15 protein-coding genes and 2 riboswitches are annotated in these 21,408 nt (G+C 67.4%); of the genes, 13 read left to right on the top strand and 2 right to left on the bottom strand.

The features are described 5' to 3' along the window. Positions 1-74 precede the first annotated feature (74 nt). The 4 genes from apbC (at position 75) to dcd (ending at position 7,611) form a co-directional block, all read left to right on the top strand. Entirely contained in the window at positions 75-1,163 is a 1,089-nt protein-coding gene (apbC, locus tag AB3147_RS24225; RefSeq protein ID WP_367353175.1) for an iron-sulfur cluster carrier protein ApbC, read from the top strand. 3 nt (positions 1,164-1,166) lie between these two features. Further along, positions 1,167-3,062 carry a BamA/TamA family outer membrane protein gene (locus AB3147_RS24220; protein ID WP_438861007.1) on the top strand — a complete coding sequence of 632 codons (1,896 nt, stop codon included), beginning with the start codon at positions 1,167-1,169 and terminating at the stop codon, positions 3,060-3,062. Next, on the top strand, positions 3,059-6,937 hold the full coding sequence (locus AB3147_RS24215; RefSeq protein ID WP_438861006.1) for a translocation/assembly module TamB domain-containing protein: 3,879 nt from the start codon (positions 3,059-3,061) through the stop codon (positions 6,935-6,937). Before AB3147_RS24220 ends, AB3147_RS24215 begins: the two co-directional genes overlap by 4 nt. Positions 6,938-7,047: 110 nt before the next feature. Beyond that, positions 7,048-7,611: a dCTP deaminase gene (dcd, locus tag AB3147_RS24210; RefSeq protein WP_008166733.1), complete on the top strand. Its 564-nt coding sequence runs from the start codon at positions 7,048-7,050 to the stop codon at positions 7,609-7,611. A 4-nt stretch (positions 7,612-7,615) separates the two neighbouring features. On the opposite strand, the gene AB3147_RS24205 is transcribed toward dcd, so the two are convergent. After that, positions 7,616-8,500 (bottom strand): GNAT family N-acetyltransferase, encoded by an 885-nt coding sequence (locus AB3147_RS24205; protein WP_367353174.1) that lies wholly within the window; start codon positions 8,498-8,500, stop codon positions 7,616-7,618. Between the two features lie 105 nt (positions 8,501-8,605). Between AB3147_RS24205 and AB3147_RS24200 the strand changes: the two genes are divergently transcribed. Further along, positions 8,606-9,847, top strand: coding sequence for a GGDEF domain-containing protein (locus AB3147_RS24200; protein ID WP_191578003.1), 1,242 nt, complete (start codon positions 8,606-8,608; stop codon positions 9,845-9,847). A 9-nt stretch (positions 9,848-9,856) separates the two neighbouring features. Here AB3147_RS24200 and AB3147_RS24195 read toward each other — a convergent pair whose 3' ends face one another. Beyond that, entirely contained in the window at positions 9,857-10,375 is a 519-nt protein-coding gene (locus AB3147_RS24195) for a GNAT family N-acetyltransferase (RefSeq protein WP_175122487.1), read from the bottom strand. Positions 10,376-10,482: 107 nt separating this feature from the next. On the opposite strand from AB3147_RS24195, the gene AB3147_RS24190 reads away from it, so the two are divergent. From AB3147_RS24190 to gcvP, 8 genes are all read left to right on the top strand, one after another. Beyond that, positions 10,483-10,935, top strand: a complete 453-nt coding sequence (locus AB3147_RS24190; RefSeq protein WP_175122488.1) for a hypothetical protein — start codon at positions 10,483-10,485, stop codon at positions 10,933-10,935. 176 nt (positions 10,936-11,111) lie between these two features. Further along, a complete protein-coding gene (locus AB3147_RS24185; protein WP_062839975.1) occupies positions 11,112-13,373 on the top strand; it encodes an arginine/lysine/ornithine decarboxylase in 2,262 nt (753 codons plus the stop codon). A 23-nt stretch (positions 13,374-13,396) separates the two neighbouring features. Beyond that, positions 13,397-14,599 carry a BaiN/RdsA family NAD(P)/FAD-dependent oxidoreductase gene (locus tag AB3147_RS24180; protein ID WP_367353173.1) on the top strand — a complete coding sequence of 401 codons (1,203 nt, stop codon included), beginning with the start codon at positions 13,397-13,399 and terminating at the stop codon, positions 14,597-14,599. A gap of 193 nt (positions 14,600-14,792) precedes the next feature. Further along, on the top strand, positions 14,793-15,407 hold the full coding sequence (locus tag AB3147_RS24175; protein ID WP_175122490.1) for a superoxide dismutase: 615 nt from the start codon (positions 14,793-14,795) through the stop codon (positions 15,405-15,407). 30 nt (positions 15,408-15,437) lie between these two features. Next, complete coding sequence (locus AB3147_RS24170) at positions 15,438-16,331, top strand: ZIP family metal transporter (RefSeq protein ID WP_105240605.1); 894 nt, start codon at positions 15,438-15,440, stop codon at positions 16,329-16,331. Between the two features lie 65 nt (positions 16,332-16,396). Beyond that, a riboswitch (glycine riboswitch) is annotated at positions 16,397-16,498 on the top strand. 45 nt (positions 16,499-16,543) lie between these two features. Further along, positions 16,544-16,666, top strand: a riboswitch (glycine riboswitch). An 86-nt stretch (positions 16,667-16,752) separates the two neighbouring features. Next, positions 16,753-17,853: a glycine cleavage system aminomethyltransferase GcvT gene (gcvT, locus tag AB3147_RS24165; RefSeq protein ID WP_367353172.1), complete on the top strand. Its 1,101-nt coding sequence runs from the start codon at positions 16,753-16,755 to the stop codon at positions 17,851-17,853. Between the two features lie 98 nt (positions 17,854-17,951). Further along, a complete protein-coding gene (gene gcvH / locus AB3147_RS24160; RefSeq protein WP_056559057.1) occupies positions 17,952-18,329 on the top strand; it encodes a glycine cleavage system protein GcvH in 378 nt (125 codons plus the stop codon). Between the two features lie 93 nt (positions 18,330-18,422). Then, positions 18,423-21,296: an aminomethyl-transferring glycine dehydrogenase gene (gene gcvP / locus AB3147_RS24155; protein ID WP_367353171.1), complete on the top strand. Its 2,874-nt coding sequence runs from the start codon at positions 18,423-18,425 to the stop codon at positions 21,294-21,296. The last annotated feature ends 112 nt before the right edge of the window (positions 21,297-21,408 follow it).

The following is a 21,408-nucleotide window of genomic DNA, read 5'->3' as shown; positions in this document are numbered from 1 at the left end:
GGTTCCCGTGTATCCGCTATCCTTTAGGGGATGGCGGCCCGCAGACGCCGCGCTGCCTACGGAACCATAGTGACATGAGTATAACGATAGAAAACATCCGCGCCGCACTGCGCGCCGCGCAAGACCCGAATACCGGTTTGGATTTGGGCGTTTCTGTAAAAGATCGTGACATTCAACTGGCCGGCGGCCGCGTCGCGTTGACGCTGGAGCTGGGCTATCCCGCCGACGCCGTCCGCGACCAGATCCGCGACATCGCCGTGCGTGCGCTGGCGCAAGCCGGCGCGCCCGATGCGCAAGTCACTGTCACTTGGAAAGTCGCCGCGCACGCCGTGCAGAAGGGCCTGAAGCCGCTGCCCAACGTGCGCAACATTATTGCGGTCGCCTCCGGCAAGGGCGGCGTGGGCAAGAGCACCACCGCCGTGAACCTGGCCTTGGCGCTGGCCGCCGAGGGCGCAACGGTCGGCGTGCTGGACGCCGACATCTACGGCCCCAGCGTGCCGACGATGCTGGGCATCTCCGGCCGTCCCGAAAGCCGGGACAACAAGAGCATGGAGCCGCTGACCGGCCACGGCCTGCAGGCGAACTCCATCGGTTTTCTGATCGACGCGGACTCGCCCGCCATCTGGCGCGGCCCGATGGTGACGCAGGCGCTGGAACAACTGCTGCGCCAGACCAATTGGCGCGACCTGGATTACCTCATCGTCGACATGCCCCCCGGCACGGGCGACGTGGCCCTGACGCTGGCGCAGAAGGTGCCGGTCGTTGGCGCGGTCATTGTCACCACGCCGCAGGACGTGGCGCTGCTGGACGCGCGCAAAGGCCTGAAGATGTTCCAGAAGGTGGAGGTGCCGATTCTGGGCGTGGTCGAGAACATGGCCATCCACATATGCTCGCAGTGCGGTCACGCCGAGCACATCTTCGGTGAAGGCGGCGGCCAGCGCATGGCCGAGCAATACCAGACGCCCTGGCTGGGCAGCCTGCCGCTGACGCTTGCCATTCGCGAACAGACCGACGCCGGCACGCCGACCGTCGTGTCGGACGCGGGCAGCGAAGCCGCGTCGCTGTACCGTGAGATCGCTCGAAAGCTGGCCGCGGGCGTTGCGGCGCTTCCGCGCGACATGGCCGGAAAGTTTCCCTCCATCGTCGTTCAACAACCGACCTGACGCATGCGGTGGGCTGCCCGCGCCTTATTGGCAGGACTTTGCATGATGGCGGGCGAGGCGTTGGCCAAGCGCCCGGAGGTCATTGTCGACCCCGGGGGCGTGCCGCCGGCCGCGCTGCAGGCGATCACCCAGGCGGTCGATGCGATCGCGCGTCTGGCCGAAGACCAGGACGGCGGTGAAATCAACCGCCTGCGCCGGCGCGCGCGCGACGCGACGCTGGCGGCGCTGGCCACGCAGGGGTATTTTTCGCCCAAGGTCACGCTCGAAGCCGGTACGGATATCGGCGGCGAAACCTGGGACATTGCGATCGTGCCGGGCAAGCGCACGACCGTCGAATCCGTGAATCTGGAATTCTCGGGCCGCATCACGCGCCCCGAGTACGCGCAGCGGGTGCAGAAGCTGCGCGACGACTGGAGCCTGAGGAAGGGGCAGCCGTTCATCAATAGCGACTGGAACCGCGCCAAGGCCACGCTGCTGGACGACGTGTCCACGCGCGACTTCCTGCTGGCCCGCATGACGTCCTCGCGCGCCGACATCGACGCGGACAACGCGGCGGCGCATCTGCACGTCACCATCGACAGCGGGCCGCAGGTGCGCATGGGCGAGCTCAACACCCAGGGTCTGAAGCGCGTGCCGGAGACGCTGATCGACCGCTACGTGCGCTACAACGTGGGCGCCGCATTCGACCAGAACCGGCTGGACCAGTGGCAGCAGGACCTGCAATCGACCGCGTTTTTCCGCGGCGCGTTCGTCTCGCTGCAGGAGCCGCCCGGCCAGAACGATCAGCCCACCGATCCCATTTCCGACCGCGCCCGCGGCCCCGGATCCGAAGACGCCGCTGCCGCCGCACCGGCGGGCGATCCCACGGTGTCGGGTGGCATGCCCCCGCCGCCGACGCAGTTCGATTCCGACGGCGAGATCACGCTGCCGGTGCAGGTGCGCGTGGTCGAGGCTCCCCCCAAGCGGTTTTCCGCGTCGATCGGCGTGGACGACGAGGCCGGCGTACGGGTGGAGTCGGTGTATCGCCAGAACGTCGTGTTCGGCCAACCGGTCACCATGGAAACGGGCTTTGGCGTGGACCGATTGCGCCAGCGGGCTTTCATGGACATCCTCTTGCCCCCTTCCGAGCGCGGCTACCGCGATTCCGTCGGGATCCTGGCGGACCGTTCCGACATCCAGGGGCTGGAAGTGACCCGCTACGCGCTGGGCGCGACGCGCACGCAAGAGCGCAAGGGCGCGGGCGACAGCCGCGTCGAATATGAAACGCGCTACGGCGTGCTGCTGGCGCAAGACCACGTCAAGATCGACGGCGGCGACAGCTACACGCTGCCCACCATCACCACCACGGCCGAATGGCTGCGGCGCGATGTCGACAACAAATACGATCCGCGCGAGGGCAACCTGATTTCCGTGGGCGGCGGTGTCGGCGTGACGCTGGATACCGGCGAGCCCTACACGCGCCTGCGGCTGCGAGGCCAGAAATGGTGGCCTTTCGGTAAATGGGATGTGCTGACGATCCGTGGCGAGGTCGGCCGCGTGTGGTCCAACGGCGACGTGCAGGTGCCGGACGACTTCGGTTTCCGGACGGGCGGTGCGCGGTCGATCCGCGGCTATCGCTATCAAAGCATCGGCGTGCACCGCGACAACGCAGTCGTCGGCGCGCCCACGCTGCTCGTGGGCAGCATCGAATACGACCATTATTTTGACGAGCGCTGGGGCATGGGCGTGTTCGTGGACGCGGGCGATGCCGCCGAGTCCTTCGGCGACATGAAGATGTCCGTGGGCTACGGCGTCGGCGCGCGCGTGCGCACGCCCGCCGGGCCGCTGTTCCTGGACGTGGCCTATGGCCAGCGCGAACGGGACCTGCGTCTGCATTTCTCGCTGGGGATCGCGTTTTGAAGTTCGTGCGTAAATTTCTGCGCCATGTGCTGGTGTGGTGGCTGCCCGGGCTTGCCATGCTGGTTGCGCTGGCGGCTGGGTTCATCTTCTGGCTGGTGGCCTCGCAGAACGGCACGCGCCTGTTGCTGACGACCGCCGCGCAGCAACTCGAAGGCCAGGCGCTGGACGTAAACGGCTCACTGCTGCACGGAGTGACCGTGGGGCGTCTGGAGCTGACGGCCGGCGGCACGCACGTCGACATCCACGATCTGGATCTGTCCGTGCGCTGGAGCGCCCTGGGCGACCGGCTGCTGCACGTGCGCAATCTGTCCGCCGGCTCGGTCCGCGTGGACATGGAATCCTCGCCCGAGACGCCGCCCGCCGAGGAAAGCAGCGAACCCTTCACGTTGCCCAAGCTGCCTGTGACCATCGCCGTGGACCGGCTGGCGCTGGGCGACTTCCAGTTCACCCAGGACGGCGAGCCGCTGCCCGTCACCTTGAATGACCTGAACGCGACCTTTGCCGCCAGCCAACAGGGCGCGCAATTGCGCATCGCCAGCCTGCGCGTTGGCCACGAGGTGGGCGAGGCCGATGTGACCGGCCAGGCCGATCTGCAGGCTCTGGCCGACCCCTGGCCCTTCGCGGCGCGCCTGGACGTGACGGCGCGCGGCGCGGGTCCCGACTCTCCCCTGTGCCAGGCCGATCGGCTGAGCGGCGTGTTTGGTCCGGTTTCGGGGCAGGCGCCGTCCAAGGACAAGGCCGAAGAATCGGCCAAGGAGCCCGCTGCGGCCAAGAAATCGGCTGCGTCCAAGGCCCAGGCTCCGGCCAACCGCGCAGACGCTCGCAAGGCCGAGGTCGCCGCCAAGGGCACAAACGCCGCCAAGCCGGCGGAGGCGGCCAAGGGCCGCACCGACGCCGCAGCAGCTACCAAGGGCAAGGCAGAGCCTGCCGCCACCGCGGCCGCGCCGATGGGGCCGCCCGTGCCCGCGTGCCTTGTCGTGCTGCACGCCGACGCCGCGGGATCGCTGGACGGCATCCAGGCCAAGATCGACGGAACGGGATCCAATTTCGTGCTCGACGTGGTGGCCGATCTGGCGCCACGCACGGCGCTGGTGCTGCGCAGTGCCAGGGCGCGAGCGCAGTTGCCCGACAAGTCCACGCTGGCCGCGCAATTCGACCTGCAGGCGGGCGACGCGCCCGGCCGCGACCGCATCGTCGGCTCGCTGGACGCGCAGCGCCTGGACCTGGCGCCCTGGACGGGCAATGCCATTCCGCCTGCGTTGCTGACCGTTCGTGCCGATGTGCAGGCCGACATTGAAAACCTGAGCGCGCTGCGCCATGCCGCCGTCAACCTGCGTTTTGAAGAGGGCAGCCGCTGGAACCGCCAGCCGCTGAGCGGGGATCTGAAGGCGCAGGTGGATGTGACTGGGACGGGGGACGGTGCGGCAGCCGGTGCTGCGGCAGCCGATGCTGCGGCAGCCGGTGCTGCGGCAGGCGCCGCAGTGACGCCTGCCGTGACGGCCGCGCGTGACCCGGCGGTGGACCCGCTGGCCGGCCTGCGCATCCACGGCCTGGACGTGGACCTGCGGCTGGGGCGCAATCGCGTCCGCGCGACGGGCGAACTGGGCGCATCCAGCGGCGCCATCACGCTGGATGCCCAGGCGCCGCAACTGGACGCCTTCTGGCCCGACATACCCGGCGGCGCCGACGTGAAGGCCCGCATCGACGGCACGGTGGCCGCGCACCGCGGCGAGCTCACCGCTAGCTATACGCCGCCCCGGCCCCGGCCCGGCATCATCGGGCAATCCCGCGCGCAGGCCAATCTGACCTTCAACGGCGGCTGGGGCAGGGGCCCGGCAGGCCAGCCCGACGCGGCGCTGGTGGGCTGGCGCGGCACGTTTTCACGGCTGACCGCGGATACTGCCGGATTCGCCGTTTCCCTGGATCGCCCGGTCACGCTGTCCTTCCTGCCCGCTGCCGTGGCGCCGCAATGGCAGTGGCAGGTCGGCCAGACCGGCGTGAGCCTGACCCTGCCGGGCAAGGAGCGCCTGTCCGTGGCGCACCAGGGATCGCGCGGCGGCGGCAAGCGCTGGGAAACCGCCGGGCAGTCGGACAACCTGGTCATCACGGCTGGCGTGGCGCGCCAGGTGGTCGGCGCGTTCGATCCGGAAGCCGCGGCCAAGCTGGGCCGCAACGCCGGCCGCGTGAACGCGATGGTTCCCGATGGCCAGCGCCGCATCGCGCTCGACCTGCTGTGGGACTTGAAATTCGACGGACGCCTGGCCGGCCGGGCCCGCATCGCGCGCCGTGCGGGCGACCTGCTGATTCCGGGCGATCCCCCGGTGCCGCTGGGCGTGAAGGCGCTGGTCGTCGACGTGACCGCCACGCCCACCTCGGCCAACGCCAGCCGGCTGGACGCCCGCCTGGACCTGTCGACGGAAAAGATGGGGTCGATCAACGGCACCGGCACGGCGGTCCTGCTGGTGGACGCGCAGGGCGGGATGGCGCTGGATTCGCGCCAGCCGCTGCGGGCGCGCCTGAATGCCGACATCGCCGACCTCGCGTGGGTTGGCCTGTTCGTGGGCGACGCCATGGAAGTGGGCGGTACGCTCAAGGCCAATATCGACGTGCAGGGCACGCTTGCCGGCCAATGGGGCGCCACCGGCTCGATCCGGGGCGACAAGCTGAGGCTGGTGCGCATCGACGACGGCGTGCGGCTGATCGATGGCACGCTGTCCGCCCGCCTGGACGGCCAGCGGCTCATTCTGGACAGCCTGCGCTTTCCAGCGTCGCTGCGCGTGATGCCTGCCGAATGGCGCACCAAGGAATGGATCACGACGAACGCGGGCGCCAAGGGCGGTTACGCCGAAGCGAAGGGCGACTGGAACATTATGGACGGCGGCGGCGCGATCAAGCTGACGCTGTTCCGATTCCCGGCCCTGCAGCGATCGGACCGCTACGCCATGGTGTCCGGCACGGTCGAGGTGCGGGCGGCCATGCCGCGCCTGGAGATCGTGGGCAACCTAAGCGCCGACGCGGGCTGGTTCAGCCTGGAGATCCTGCAGGGCGTGCCGACGCTGGATGACGACGTGCGCGTGATCCGCGCGGGCGACGATCCCAACAAGGTCTCGACGCCGCTGCAGACCAGCATGGACCTGAAGTTCGACATGGGGCCGCGCTTCTACATCACGGGCATGGGGCTGGACGCCGGCCTGCTCGGTTCCATCCAGATCCGGCTGAACGAGGGCCGGCTGACAGGCTGGGGCCAGTTGCGCACGCGCGGCGGCGGCATCGAGGCCTATGGCCAGCGGCTGCGCCTGAGCCGCGGAACCCTGACGTTCCAGGGCCGTCTGGACAACCCCATCCTGGACATCGAGGCGCTGCGCACGGGTGAACTGGTCGAGGCCGGCGTGCGCGTGGTGGGCACGGCCCAGCGTCCGCGCATCGACCTGGTGTCCTATCCGGAAGTCAGCGACGTCGAAAAGCTGTCGTGGCTGCTGCTGGGACGCGGACCGGACGAAAGCGGCGGCGACGCGGCCCTGCTGGTGTCGATCGGCACCGCGCTGCTGGGCGGCGGGCAGCCGTTCTACAAGCAGTTCGGCCTGGACGACGTGGCGGTGCGCACCGGCAACATGGGCAGTTCGGGCAGCATCCTGCCGGACCGTACGGTGGCCGGCAACGTAAACCGCGATATCGGCAGCGACCTGTCCACGCAATTCCTGGTGGCCAGCAAGAACTTCGCCAATGGCATCACGCTGAGCGTCGAGCAGGCGCTGTCCGGCAGCGATACCGTTGGGCGTGCCAGCTACCGGCTGGCGCGTGGTCTGTCCCTTGATTTGAAGGGCGGCTCGGTCAACGGGATTTCGCTGGTGTACCGCACCCTGTTCGGCAATTGATCCGGCGCCCGGCTTGCGGCGGGACAAGTCTGTCCCGCCCGGCCGGAATCGGGTTCGGCGCGCTCGGGATAAAATGATGCCCATTCCAAATCCCTAGCACCACACCCACCATGAGCATCAAAAGCGACCGCTGGATCCGCCGCCAGGCCGAAGCCGGCATGATCGAACCCTTCGAACCGGGGCAGGTTCGTACGGCCAATGGCGGGCGCATCGTCAGCTACGGCACCAGCAGCTACGGCTACGACGTGCGCTGCGCCGACGAATTCAAGATCTTCACCAACATCAATTCGACCATCGTCGATCCCAAGAACTTCGACGAAGGCTCGTTCGTGGATTTCAAGGGCGACGTCTGCATCATCCCGCCGAATTCCTTCGCCCTGGCGCGCACGGTGGAATACTTCCGCATCCCGCGCAGCGTCCTGACGGTCTGCCTGGGCAAGAGCACGTACGCGCGCTGCGGCATCATCGTCAACGTGACCCCGCTTGAACCCGAATGGGAAGGCCACGTCACGCTGGAATTTTCAAACACCACGCCGCTGCCCGCCAAGATCTACGCCGGCGAAGGCTGCGCACAGATGCTGTTCCTGGAAAGCGACGAAGTCTGCGAAACCTCGTACCGCGATCGCGGCGGCAAATATCAAGGCCAGCGCGGCGTCACGCTGCCGCGCACCTGATCGTTCAGCCTGGCTGCGCCGGGCGCGGGTTATCGCTCGGGCAGTCACGCAGGTAGTCGATATCCCACTCGCCTTCGCCGGTCTGCACGAAGCCGTGCCGGCGATAGAAGCGGTTCGAATCGCTGCCGCGCAACGCGCTCAATGTCACCCCGACGCCGCGGCGGTCGGCGTCCTGCAAGATCCGGCGCAGCACCTGGCCGCCCACGCCTCGCCCCTGCGCAGAGGGATGCACGTACAGATGATCCAGCCGCAATCCGTCGCCGTCCGGCCGCAGGCAATAGAACCCGATGCGTTTGCCGTCTTCTTCGATGTGCCAGGTGCACTCGGGGCGGAAGGTGCCGCGCAGCCGCTCGCGCGCCCGGTCCGGGTCAAAGCGGCCCAGCCGTTCCAGGCTGTCGCGCATGGCCTCGATCCGCAGCGCCAGCAGCGCTTCGAAGTCGGCCTCGGCTGCAGGCGTGAAGCGCAGCGACGCAGGCGCCAGTTCGTCATAGCCCCGGCCCAGAAACTGCAGGATGCAGATGCCGTGGCCATAAGGATCGGCCAGATGCGCAATGCGGCCCCAGTCATGCGTGATGGGCGGATCCTCCAGGCGCGCGCCCGCGGCGACCGCCAGGGCCACGGCCTGGTCCACGTCATCCACCACGACGTCCAGATGCACGGGCGTCCAATGCCGCGCGTAGTCGCGGCGCTGACGGACAGCGCCGCCGGCCGCCGGACCGCCGGCCGCCGTGCCCGCCGCCTTTTCGAGCAGATAGATGGGGGCGTCGGCGCCCAGCAGTTCGGCCCCCGTGGAACCCAGCCGCCGGTTCAGCGTCAAGCCGAAGGCAGACTGGTAGAAACCGATCGCGTGTTCGAGATCGGGAACATCGATATTGACCAGGATTCTCATGGGGACATTCTGCGCTAAAGAACCTTATGCCGCGTCCGTAAAAAGATTACATGTGTTTGCCGATTTGGCGACGTCATTTCTGCAAGCGTTAGCAAGGCCCAATCCGTGCGTTACCCCCATATTCCCTGGCTGCCCCTGTTGTTCTATCCCGCGTTGCCGGTGGCCGCAGCGGTCGGGCTGCTGTTCTGGCGGGATTGGCCGCCCGCGCTCAGCCTGATCGTGCCGTTCGTGCCATGGGTCATGGCGCTGATCGGATCGGCTATCTGCCTGATGTATCAACGCTCGCAGACCATGGCGCTGATGCTGTGCGTGCTGGCCGTCACGGCGGCCTGGCCCACGCTTGCCCGGGAAGCCCCGTGGGCCATGGGGCCGGTGCTGGCCTGGTGGTCGCTCGTCTACACCATCAATGCCCTGTGGTCCGAACGATCCAGCATGCTGATCGACGTAACGCTGCGCATCGGCTTGATCGCCGCCGGCGTGGCTGTGATTGCGCTGGTGGGCAAGGACGGCGTGGGCGAAATCTTCAGCACCGTCGCGCTGCAGGGCATGCTGGCGCGCCTGGGCGTACCGGCCGAGGCGCTGATCGCGCTGCTGGGCACCGGCCTGACGTTGACGCTGCTGCTGTTGCGCTACGGGCGCCCGCAGCAGGCAGGGCAGTGGCTGGGCTTCGTGTGCATGGCCTGGGCGCTGCCGCGCGGCGCGGCGCATCCGCTCGAACTGGCGCTGATGTCCGCCGCGGCGCTGACGGCCCTGTGCATCTCGTTGGCGCACGAAGGCTTTCACATGGCGTTCCGCGACGAGCTCACCGGTTTGCCCGGCCGCCGCGCACTGAACGAGCGGCTGCAACGCATGGGCCGCCTCTACACGCTGGCAATGGCCGACGTGGACCACTTCAAGGCCTTCAACGACACGCACGGCCACGACGTGGGCGATCAGGTGCTGCGCATGGTCGCCTCGCAGTTGCGGCGCGTGCCGGGTGGCGGCCAGGCCTACCGCTACGGCGGCGAGGAATTCACGCTGGTGTTTCCCGGCAAGACCGCGGCCGAGGCCATGCCACACCTGGAAACGGTGCGCCGCGCCATCGAGGCCTACCAGATGCGCCTGCGCGACAAGCCGGCCCGGCCCAAGGCGGACCAGATCGGCCAGCGCCGCCGCGGCGGACGGGGAGGGCGCGGCGCCCGGCCCTTGCGCGTGACGGTCAGCATCGGGGTGGCGGAACGCAGTGATGCGCTGCGCGCCCCGGACGCCGTCATCAAGGCGGCCGACCAGGCGCTCTACAAAGCCAAGGACGGCGGTCGCAATCAGGTGTGTGCCTTCGGCGCGCGCCGCCGCGCGGGCGCTGCTTGAGGCCCGGGGCTAGCGGTCGGCCAGCGGCATCGCCATCAGCGCTTCGTCGTACAGCTTGCCGTTGACGCACAGCGCCTCGCGCTCGTGGCCATACACGGTGAATCCCAGGCTGGCGTAAAGCGCGGACGCCGCGACGTTGTTGGCGGTGACGCTCAGCTGCACCTGCCGGATGCCGCGCATGGTGCGCGCATGGTCGATCGCCGCGTGCATCAGCATCCGGCCCAAGCCCCGGCCGCGCTCGGCGGGTGCGACGTACATGCTCCAGATGTGCGCCTTGTGCCGCACCTTCAGCTTGCGCTGGCGTCCCACGCCGACGATCCCGGCCAACGCCTCGCCCAGAAACACGCCAAACATCGCGCCATCGTTGGCCGGCGAAATCCATTCGCGGATGTCCGCCAATGTCAGCGTGTGTTCCTCTTCGTAACTCGATCCAAAGGACTCGGGCGTTTCGACCAGCGCATTCAAACGCAATTGCCGCAGGGGCGCGGCGTCGGCAGCGATCAGTCGTCGGACGACAGGCTCGTTCATGGCGGCTTTGAGAGTGTTGGGATTAGGTAACGTTTGAGGAGTATAGGGGGATGGGCTTGCCTATAATGGCCCCAACGCCGCTTGCGGTTTTCAACAAGGAGCCATTGATGTTCGGTTTCCTCAAGACAAACCAGGATGCGACGCGCCACGAAGTCCAGGAAGAATTCGTGGCCCGTGTCGCGGGTGCAGCGCAGGACTTCGTGGAGGCGGCCGGTTCAACCGGCGCCGTGCTGGACTACTCCCCGTCCAGCGTTCATGCGCTGGATGACGCACTGGAGGCCGCCCATCTGGGCACGCTGCCTCTGACCCCCATGCAAACCGTCGGTGCTGCCGCCTACCTTTACGAGGTTGGCCGCCGCGCGCATGGCGGGTTGTACGAGGTCTGCGACGACGAAGATCCCGTGGTCCTCGTCTGCGGAGAACCCGGCTCCGAAGTGTGCTTTGGCGCCATCGCCAAGGTCGAGCGGCGCATCCGTTACGGGGCCGCCGAGGCCATCCCCGCCTACTTTGAACGCTTCATGACAGCCCTCCAGACGGGCGAAGCGCAGACCATCCGGTAGGCTGATCTGGCGCTTCTGGGGATTTCCCTTAGGGCTGTAAGAAAAACAGCCCTACAATTCCGCAATTCCCGCCGGCCGGCGGGTGCTCGTGCCGTCTGTCATCAGACGGTTTTTTACTCGCAGTACATTCGCGCCGCGATACGCGTCCGATCCGCCATGCCCCCAGGAGCGCCTGCATGAAATTCCGCTTCCCCATCTTCATCATCGACGAGGACTACCGTTCCGAGAACGCGTCCGGTTTGGGTATCCGTGCCTTGTCCGCAGCAATCGAGGCCGAGGGCGTCGAGGTGATCGGGGTGACCAGTTACGGCGACCTGAGTTCGTTCGCGCAGCAGCAGAGCCGCGCCAGCGCCTTCATCCTGTCGATCGACGATGAAGAGTTCGACGTGGACTCGCCCGAGGACGTGGCCAGCGCAATCAAGAACCTGCGCGCCTTCATTGGCGAGCTGCGCTTTCGCAACGCGGACATTCCCATCTATCTGTACGGCGAAACGCGCACGTCGGAACACATTCCGAACGACATCCTGCGCGAGCTGCACGGCTTCATCCACATGTTCGAGGACACGCCGGAGTTCGTGGCGCGCCACATCATCCGCGAAGCCCGCAGCTACGTCGACAGCCTGCCGCCGCCGTTCTTCCGCGAGCTGGTGAAGTACGCCCAGGACGGTTCGTATTCGTGGCACTGCCCGGGGCACTCGGGCGGCGTGGCGTTCCTGAAGAGCCCGGTCGGCCAGATGTTCCACCAGTTCTTCGGTGAAAACATGCTGCGCGCCGACGTCTGCAACGCCGTGGACGAACTGGGCCAGCTGCTGGACCACACCGGCCCGGTCGCCGAATCCGAACTGAACGCCGCACGCATCTTCCACGCGGACCATTGCTTCTTCGTGACCAACGGCACGTCGACCTCGAACAAGGTCGTGTGGCACGCCAATGTGGCCGCGGGCGACGTCGTGGTGGTGGACCGCAACTGTCACAAGTCGATCCTGCACGCCATCACGATGACGGGCGCGATTCCGGTGTTCCTGCGCCCCACACGCAACCACCTGGGCATCATCGGCCCGATCCCGCTCGAAGAATTCCACCCGGACAACATCCGCAAGAAGATCGAAGCGAACCCCTTCGCGCGCGAAGCGGTGAACAAGAATCCGCGCATCCTGACGCTGACGCAGAGCACGTACGACGGCGTCATCTACAACGTCGAAATGATCAAGCAGCAGCTCGGCAGCTATGTCGACACGCTGCACTTTGACGAAGCCTGGCTGCCGCACGCGTCGTTCCACGAGTTCTACCAGGACATGCACGCCATCGGCCAGGACCGCCCGCGCAGCCAGGACGCCATGGTGTTTGCCACGCACTCCACGCACAAGCTGCTGGCCGGCATTTCGCAGGCCTCGCAGATCATCGTGCAGGAATCCGAGACCCGCAAACTGGACCGCAACGTCTTCAACGAGGCGTACCTGATGCACACGTCCACGTCGCCGCAGTACGCGATCATCGCGTCCTGCGACGTGGCCGCGGCCATGATGGAACCCCCGGGCGGCACCGCGCTGGTCGAGGAAAGCATCCGCGAAGCCCTGGACTTCCGCCGCGCCATGCGCAAGGTGGAATCCGAGTTCGGCAAGAACGACTGGTGGTTCAAGGTCTGGGGCCCGAACCGCCTGGTGGCCGAAGGCATCGGCAATCGCGACGAATGGATCCTGGAAGCCAACGATCACTGGCACGGCTTCGGTGAAATGGCCGAAGGCTTCAACATGCTGGACCCGATCAAGGCCACGGTCATCACGCCGGGGCTGGACATGTCGGGCAGCTTCGGCGAAACCGGCATTCCCGCCGCGCTGGTCTCCAAGTACCTGACCGAGCACGGCGTGGTGGTTGAAAAGACCGGCCTGTATTCGTTCTTCATCCTGTTCACCATCGGCATCACCAAGGGCCGCTGGAACACGCTGCTGACTGCGCTGCAGCAGTTCAAGGACGACTACGACCGCAACCAGCCGCTGTGGCGCATCCTGCCGGAGTTCTGCCGCGACCATCGCCGCTACGAGCGCATGGGCCTGCGCGACCTTTGCCAGCAGATCCACGAGGCCTACCGCGAGCGCGACGTCGCCCGCCTGACGACCGAGATGTACCTGAGCGACATGGTGCCGGCGCTGAAACCGTCGGACGCCTTTGCCCGCATGGCGCACCGCGAAGTCGAGCGCGTCGACATCGACAAGCTGGAAGGCCGCGTCACGGGCGTGCTGCTGACGCCGTACCCGCCGGGCATTCCGCTGCTGATCCCGGGCGAACGCTTCAACCGCACCATCGTGCAGTACCTGCAATTCGCGCGCGAGTTCAACGAACGCTTCCCCGGCTTCGAAACCTACATCCACGGCCTGGCCGACGAAGTGGGTCCGGACGGCGAAAAGCGTTACTACGTTGACTGCCTGATCGAAGAGTAAGCACGGGCGGGCCGGAAATCTTGATGTTCGATGTTGCAGTGCTTGGCGCGGGCGCCGCGGGCATGATGTGCGCGGCGGTCGCGGGTCAGCGCGGCCTGCGCGTGGTGCTGGTCGACCACGCGCAGCGCCTGGCCGAGAAGATCCGCATTTCGGGCGGCGGGCGCTGCAACTTCACGAACATCGGGGCCGGGCCCGCCAATTTTCTGTCCGACAATCCCCATTTCTGCCGGTCGGCGCTGTCGGCCTACACGCCGCAGGACTTTCTGGCGCTCATGAAGCGCCACCGCATCGCCTGGCACGAGAAGCATCGCGGCCAGCTGTTCTGCGACGACTCCAGCGAAAACATCATCGACATGCTGCGCGCCGAGTGCGACGCGGGCAATGTGCAATGGCGCATGGGCTGTTCGGTGGCCGAGGTCGCGCACGGGGCCGAAGGTTTCGAGCTGCGCACCAGCCAGGGCGTCATCCGGGCCGCCAAGCTGGTCGTCGCGACCGGCGGCATGGCGATTCCGCAACTGGGCGCAACGGACTTCGGGCTGAAGATTGCCCGCCAGTTCGGCCTGAAGGTCGTCGAGCCGCGCCCCGCGCTGGTTCCGCTGACCTTCGACCCCGCGCAGTGGCAGCCGCTGTCCGATCTGTCCGGCGTGGCGCTGGAAGTGAACCTGCAGACGGGGCAGGGCAAGACGCGCGGTGAATTTCTGGAAGACCTGCTGTTCACGCACCGCGGTCTGTCGGGGCCCGCGATCCTGCAGATCTCCAGCTACTGGAAGCCGGGCGAGCCCATCGTGATCGACCTGGCGCCGGGGCGCGATCTGGCGCAGGAACTGCTGGCGTCCAAGTCCGGCAACCGCCAGCAGCTTCATACGGTGCTGGGCGGGCTATGGCCCAAGCGGCTGGCCGACCGCTGGCTGCAATTGGCCGAGCAGGGCGGCAAGCCGGGCCTAGCCGCGCTGCGCCTGGCCGACGCGCCGGACAAGACGCTGCGCGGGCTGGCGCAGGACATCCATCAGTGGACGCTCGTGCCCAGCGGCACGGCGGGCTACAAAAAGGCCGAAGTCATGCGCGGCGGTGTGGACACGCGCTGCCTGGACCAGAAGTCCATGCAGGCCAAGGCCGCGCCGGGCCTGTATTTCATCGGCGAGGCCGTCGACGTGACCGGCTGGCTCGGCGGCTACAACTTCCAGTGGGCGTGGGCCTCGGGCGTCGCCTGCGGCCAGGCGCTGTAGCTGCGGCCAGGCGCGCTGGTTAGCCACCGGCCGCTTTCACCCCAAATCCTGAAAATTCCCGAAGCAACCTGCGTGGCCGCCATTGCGCCTTTCCGGCATTCCGGCATTGTGATATCAAATAAAAATACATATCATTTATGTTTTGATCTTTATCAAAGCCGTCCCGCGAGGGACGGATCAGCCGGAGACTCGCATGGCCTACACCCTTCCGCCCCTGCCGTACGCCTATGACGCGCTGGAACCTCACATCGACGCAATGACGATGGAGATCCACTACACCAAGCATCACCAGACCTATGTGACCGGCCTGAACACCGCGCTCGAAGGCGCCGGCATCGCCACGGATGAACCCGTGGAAGCGCTGGTCGCGCGCATCAAGGAATTGCCGGAAGCCGTGCGCGGCGCGGTGCGCAACCACGGCGGCGGCCACGCCAATCACAGCCTGTTCTGGTCCGTCATGTCGCCGCAGGGCGGCGGCGAGCCGGATGGGGCGCTGGCTGCGGCCATCGACGCCGAGCTGGGCGGTCTGCCCGCCTTCAAGGAAGCCTTCACCAAGGCGGCGCTGACGCGCTTCGGCAGCGGTTGGGCCTGGCTGAGCGTGACGCCGGCCGGTAAGCTGGTGGTCGAGAGCAGCGCCAACCAGGACAGCCCGCTGATGGACGGCAATACGCCGATCCTGGGCCTGGACGTCTGGGAACACGCTTATTATCTGAAGTACCAGAACCGCCGGCCGGAATACATCGGCGCTTTCTACAACGTGGTGAACTGGCCCGAGGTCTCGCGCCGCTACGCTGCGGCAAAGGGCTAAGCGCATCTCCCCAAAGGAGCGCAGCCGCATATGAATACCTTCAGCCGTCATCGCGTGCGGCCGGCGGCCACCAGCATCAGCGTCTGGACGCTGGCCGTGATGGTGTCCTGCCTGGCCCTGTACCAGCTCTGGGTCTACCTGGACGTGCGGGCGCCGCACGTGGCCGACGCGCTGCTGGGCGGTCTTGTTGCGGCCGCCGCCACCGCCCTTGGCACCCTTCCCATTCTCTTTGCCCGCACCATTCCGCAGAAGGCGCAGGACAGCATGTTCGGCTTTGGCGCCGGCGTCATGCTGGCCGCCAGCGCGTTTTCGCTGGTCGCGCCGGGCATCGCGGCGGGTGAGGAATTGGGGTACGGCCCCTGGGGCGCCGGCCTGACGGTCGGCGCCGCTCTGCTGTTGGGGGCGGCCGTGCTGCTGCTGATGGACCGGATCCTGCCGCACGAGCATTTCATCAAGGGCAGGGAAGGGATGGAGGCGCATCGCCTGCGCCGCACCTGGCTGTTCGTGTTCGCGATCATGCTGCACAACCTGCCCGAGGGCCTGGCGATCGGCGTGGGTTATGCAGCGGGCGACCCCGTGCGCGGCACGGCGCTGGCCACCGGCATTGCAATCCAGGACATTCCCGAGGGGCTGGTCGTGGCGGTGGCCCTGCTTGCCGCCGGCTACAAGCGCACGTTTGCCGTGGCCTTGGGCATGCTGTCGGGACTGATCGAGCCCGTGGGCGCCGTGCTGGGCGCCGCCGTGGTCGGCTGGTCGGCGCCGCTCCTGCCGTGGGGCCTGGGGTTTGCCGCGGGCGCCATGCTGTTCGTCATCAGCCACGAGATCATCCCGGAATCGCACCGCAAGGGGCACGAGGTCTACGCCACTTGCGGTCTCATGATCGGTTTCGTGCTGATGATGCTGCTGGATACCGCGCTGGGATAGCGCCGGCGGGCGTGCAACAGGCCTAGGCTTACCCCGGGCTTTCGTTGTATGCTTTCGGCGCTGTCACGCATGCTGCGGGAGAGAGCGGCCGAAGGCGTCAAGCCCGGCCGCCGCCGAAGGCGCAATTCGCCCAGAATCGCTCAGGTAACCGATACCGCGCAGGCTTGTCCCGTCCCGCATTTGCCGCCATTGCCGGCTACGCAGACGTGGCAAAACAGCACTCTGGAGAGACCTGGCGCCGCGCCCTGAACAGGGACACTGCGAGCAGCCCAGGCGCCGAAGGTGCAAACCCGCCACGCGGGGCAACTCTCAGGCAAAAGGACAGAGGGGCGGAAGATTCAGCCGTTGCGCGGGCGCCGTCCGCCCGCAACCAGCGGCATTCCGTAACCCTGGCATCGCTGCCGTCCCGGAGTTCCCCCGCATGTCCGCATCCCTCAAACGCACCCCGCTCGCCGAAGAACACATCGCCGCCGGCGCCCGCATGGTCGATTTCGGCGGCTGGGACATGCCGCTGGCCTACGGTTCGCAGATCGAAGAGCACCATGCCGTGCGCCAGGACGCCGGCATGTTCGACGTCTCGCACATGCTCAACGTCGACGTGACGGGCCCGGATGCCTTCGCCTTCCTGCAGCGCCTGGTCGCCAACGACGTCGCCAAGCTGACGGTCCCGGGCAAGGCGCTCTACAGCTGCATGCTGAACCCGCAGGGCGGCGTCATCGACGACCTCATCATCTATTTCTTCGCTGCCGACGAATGGCGCGTGGTGGTCAACGCCGGCACGGCCGACAAGGACGTGGTCTGGATGCAGCGCGTCAAGCAGGCCGGCGCGTTCGACGTGACCATCGCCCCGCGCCGCGATCTGGCCATGGTGGCTGTGCAGGGCCCCAACGCCCGCGCCAAGGTCTGGGCCGCCCGCCCGGCCTGGCAAGCCGCCAGCGAACCGCTGACTCCCTTCGTCGCCGCCCGCGTGGGCGACGACACGCTGGTCGCCCGCACGGGCTACACCGGCGAAGACGGTTTCGAAATCGTCCTGCCCGCTGCTGAAGTCGTGCAACTGTGGCGCGACCTGATCGCCCAGGGCGTGCGTCCGGCAGGCCTGGGCGCGCGCGACACCCTGCGCCTGGAAGCCGGCATGAACCTGTACGGCCAGGACATGGACGAACTGACCCACCCCGGCGAAGCCGGCCTGACCTGGACCGTGTCCGGCAAGAACGCCGAGCGCCGCTTCATCGGCCGCGACGCGATCGAACAATTCGCCAAGCCCGCCACCTTCATCGGTCTGAAGCTGCAGGAACGCGGCGTCATGCGCGCGCACATGGCCGTGCGCACCGCGCAGGGCGTGGGCGAGCTGACCAGCGGCACCATGTCGCCCACGCTGGGCGTGTCGATCGGCTTTGCCCGCCTGCCGCAAGGCGTGGCGCCGGGCGACAAGGTCGAGGTCGACATCCGCGGCAAGTGGGTGCCCGCCGTGGCGTGCAAGCTGCCTTTCGTGCGTAACGGCAAAGCCGGCGAACACTCGTAAACTCGAACCTCGCGCGTGCACCGGCCCAGTCAGGGCAACGGCCGCCCGCGCGAGGCGCGCAATACCATTCATCTACCCGCATTCCCTCAGGAGTTCCCATGAGTCTGCCCACCGATCGCAAGTACACCGAGTCCCATGAATGGGTCAAAGCCGAGGGCGACGTGTTCGTCGTCGGCATCACCGACACCGCCCAGGAGCAACTGGGCGATCTGGTCTTCGTTGGCGACGTGAACGTCGGCGCGAAGCTGAGCGCGGGCGAAACCGCTGGCGTGGTCGAGTCGGTCAAGGCCGCCTCGGACATCTACGCGCCCGTGTCCGGCGAAATCGTTGCCTTCAACGAAGAGCTGGAAAGCAACCCCAACCTGATCAACGAATCGGCCTTCACCGCCTGGATCTTCAAGATCAAGCCGGACAACGCCGCCGACGCCGACAAGCTGCTGGACGCCGCCGGCTACGAAGCCGTCGCCAACGGCTGATGCCGCACGCGGGGGAGCGGCGGCGCCGCCTCCCTCGCCAGACGCAATACCGTCCGTTCGCAGGACGACACCCGCTACCCCCGAGATCCCCCCATGTCGCGCGCCCTAGACACCCATACCGACTTCATCCCCCGCCACATCGGCCCCTCCGACGCCGACCAGGCCGCCATGCTTGCCGTGATCGGCAGCGACAGCCTGGACGCCCTGATCGAAGAAGTCGTGCCCCCCAAGATCCGCAGCAAGGAGCCGCTGGCGCTGCCCGCTTCGCGCAGCGAAGCCGACGTGCTGGCTGAACTGAAGCAGGTCGCGGGCCGCAACAAGGTCTACCGCAGCTACATCGGGCAGGGGTACTACGGCACGCAGACGCCCAACGTGGTGTTGCGCAACATTCTTGAGAATCCCGCCTGGTACACGGCCTACACGCCCTACCAGCCCGAGATTTCGCAGGGCCGCCTGGAAGCCCTGCTGAACTACCAGACGATGGTCGCCGACCTGACCGGCCTGGACATCTCCAACGCCTCGCTGCTGGACGAAAGCACCGCCGCCGCTGAAGCGATGACGCTTGCGCGCCGCAGCGCCAAGTCCAAGAGCCCGGTGTTCTTCATCTCGCGCCACGTGCACCCGCAGACCATCGAAGTCGTGCGCACGCGCGCCGAAGGCCTGGACATCGAGATCCGCATCGGCGACGAAGCCGAAGGCCTGCCCGAGTGCTTTGGCGTGCTGCTGCAGTACCCGCACAGCACGGGTTCGGTGTCCGACTACCGCAAGCTGGCCGAAGCCGCCCACGCGCAAGGCGCCGTGGTTGCGTGCGCGACCGACCTGCTGGCGCTTGCCGTGCTGGCCGCGCCGGGCGAGTGGGGCGCCGACATCGCCGTCGGTTCGGCCCAGCGCTTTGGCGTGCCGTTCGGCTTTGGCGGCCCGCACGCCGGCTTCATGGCCTGCAAGGACGCATTCAAGCGCAACATGGCGGGCCGCCTGGTCGGCGTGTCCAAGGACGCGCAAGGCAATCCCGCGCTGCGCCTGGCGCTGCAGACGCGTGAACAGCACATCCGCCGCGAGAAGGCCACTTCCAACATCTGCACGGCGCAGGTGCTGCTGGCCGTGATGGCCGGCATGTACGCGGTGTGGCACGGCCCGGCCGGCATCCGCCGCATCGCCGAGCGCGTGCAGCGCGCCACCGCCATCCTGCGCGCCGAGCTGATCAAGCTGGACGTCAAGGTCGCCAACGACACGTTCTTCGACACGCTGCTGCTGGAAGCCGGCGCCGCGACGCCCGCCATCCTGACGGCCGCCGACTGCGCGCACATCAACCTGCGCCGCGTCGACGGCGCCCGTCTGGCCATCTCGCTGGACGAGACCGTCACCGTGGCCGACCTGGAAGCACTGGTCAACGTCTTCGCCGCCGGTCTTGAGCGCGATGACGTCGAACTGGACATCGACGCGCTGGACGCCGCGGCCCCCGGCGGCATTCCCGCCTCGGTTGCTCGCGAAAGCGCGATCCTGAAGCACCCCATCTTCTCCAGCATCCAGTCCGAAACCGACATGCTGCGCTACCTGCGCAAGCTGGCCGACAAGGATCTGGCGCTGGACCGCACGATGATCCCGCTGGGTTCGTGCACCATGAAGCTGAACGCCACGGCCGAGATGATCCCCATCACCTGGCCCGAATTCGCGCTGATCCACCCGTTCGCGCCGGCCTCGCAAAGCCAGGGCTACGTCGAACTGATCGATCGTCTGTCCGCCGCGCTGTGCGAAATCACCGGCTACGACAACATCAGCCTGCAGCCCAACTCGGGCGCGCAGGGCGAATATGCGGGTCTGCTCGCCATTCGCGGCTATCACCAGGCTAACGGCCAGCACCAGCGCAACATCTGCCTGATCCCGTCGTCGGCGCACGGCACCAACCCCGCCTCGGCGCAGCTTGCCGGCATGGACGTAGTGGTCGTGGCGTCGGACGCCAACGGCAACGTGGACCTCGCGGACCTGCGCGCCAAGATCGAACAGGTCGGCGACAAGCTGGCCGCGCTGATGATCACGTACCCGTCGACGCACGGCGTGTTCGAAGAAGCCGTCACCGAAATCTGCGATCTGGTCCACCAGGCCGGCGGACAGGTGTACCTGGACGGCGCCAACATGAACGCCATGGTCGGCGTGGCCAAGCCCGGCAAGTTCGGCTCGGACGTGTCGCACCTGAACCTGCACAAGACGTTCTGCATCCCGCACGGCGGCGGCGGACCCGGCGTGGGTCCCGTGGCGGTTCGCTCGCACCTGGCGCCCTACCTGCCGGGCGTGGTGAACGAACAGGGCAAGCTGCCCGGCGACGCCAAGGTCGGCCCGGTCTCGGCCGCGCCGTTCGGCTCGGCGGGCATCCTGCCGATCCCGTTCGTGTACATCGCGCTGATGGGCGCCGACGGCCTGCGCCGCGCCACCGAAGTCGCCATCCTGAACGCCAACTACATCGCGACCCGCCTGCGCGGCCACTACGAGGTCCTGTACGCGGGCCGCAACGGCCGCGTGGCGCACGAGTGCATCCTGGACGTGCGCCCGCTCAAGGAAACCAGCGGCATCAGCGCCGAAGACATCGCCAAGCGCCTGATGGACTACGGCTTCCATGCGCCCACCATGAGCTTCCCGGTCGCGGGCACGCTGATGGTCGAGCCGACGGAATCCGAAGGCGTGGCCGAGCTGGACCGCTTCATCGACGCGATGATCGCCATCCGCGAAGAAATCGCCCAGGTCGAACGCGGCGAACGCGACCGCGACGACAACGTCCTGAAGAACGCGCCGCACACCGCGCAGATGCTGCTGGCCGAGGAATGGTTGCACGACTACCCGCGCCAGCAGGCCGCCTACCCGGTGGCGACGCTGCGCGACGGCAAATACTGGCCGCCGGTCGCCCGCGTGGACAACGCCTACGGCGATCGCAACCTGGTCTGCGCCTGCCTGCCGATCGAAGCGTACGCGTAACGCGCCACGCCCGCGTCCGGCCCGTGCCGGACGCATCGCCCGATCATCGCGATCAGCGCGTAAAAAAAGCCCCCGTCCTTTACAGGCGGGGGCTTTTGCTTGGGGCCAGGCC

This window comes from Achromobacter animicus (assembly GCF_040775605.1).
Classification (GTDB): domain Bacteria; phylum Pseudomonadota; class Gammaproteobacteria; order Burkholderiales; family Burkholderiaceae_B; genus Achromobacter; species Achromobacter animicus.
Note: the sequence above shows the minus strand (reverse complement) of the source record. Positions and strands in the feature narration are given on the sequence as shown.